We start from the raw sequence: 639 nt of genomic DNA, 5'->3' as shown, positions 1-639 counted from the left end.
ATGGAAACTAGCAAAGCTCTCCCCTAATCAATATGCAGAATATTTGAAAACAGGCGAATACCCACTTAAAATATAACAGTTTCATCATCAATGACATCAGTGGACAATTCATCTTTCAAGCTAAAATGGATTTCGAATAATTCTTTTTTCAAACGCTGTCCGTAGCGATTCCAAAGTACGGGCAACCACTCATCTTTAATTAGTGACTGCGGAATACATTCGGGATCCATAATATCTTGAAAATAAACAGCATAGGATAAATCATCAAAATCATACTTTAGGATCCATTTTAATACATAGAAAAGGTAAGTGCTGTCCGTAACAAAAGTGACAGGTTCCAACATCTGTTCATAAAACCACTGCCATTGTGAATCATCCAATTGTTTACAATACCTCTGAACGTAACACGGAACATCTTCCCCCAGCATAAATACCTTAAAGCTATCAAATGACTTTATAAAATCCCTATTCATATATACGTATAAGACACGGATAAAAATTAAGAACCAGTAACTTTCTGAGGCAGAAGAGTTACTGGTTCTTATGTCGTATCTCCTCCTTAACGGAAGAATACAATATTAATTAACATAATTTAAGGCCTCTTTTTCAAAGTGTCCTTGACATAGGGACCACTTTATT

Annotated in this window: 1 protein-coding gene; it reads right to left on the bottom strand. The window is 34.9% G+C overall.

Going from position 1 to position 639, the window contains the following annotated elements; genetic code table 11:
• Nucleotides 1-65: 65 nt before the first annotated feature.
• On the bottom strand, nucleotides 66-380 hold the full coding sequence (locus ACEWK1_RS27735) for a hypothetical protein (protein WP_121663211.1): 315 nt from the start codon (nucleotides 378-380) through the stop codon (nucleotides 66-68).
• Nucleotides 381-639 lie beyond the last annotated feature (259 nt).

The sequence above is a fragment of the Metabacillus sp. YM-086 genome (assembly GCF_048059995.1).
GTDB classification, from domain to species: Bacteria; Bacillota; Bacilli; order Bacillales; family Bacillaceae; genus Metabacillus; species Metabacillus litoralis_B.
This window is presented reverse-complemented; position numbering and strand designations above follow the sequence as displayed.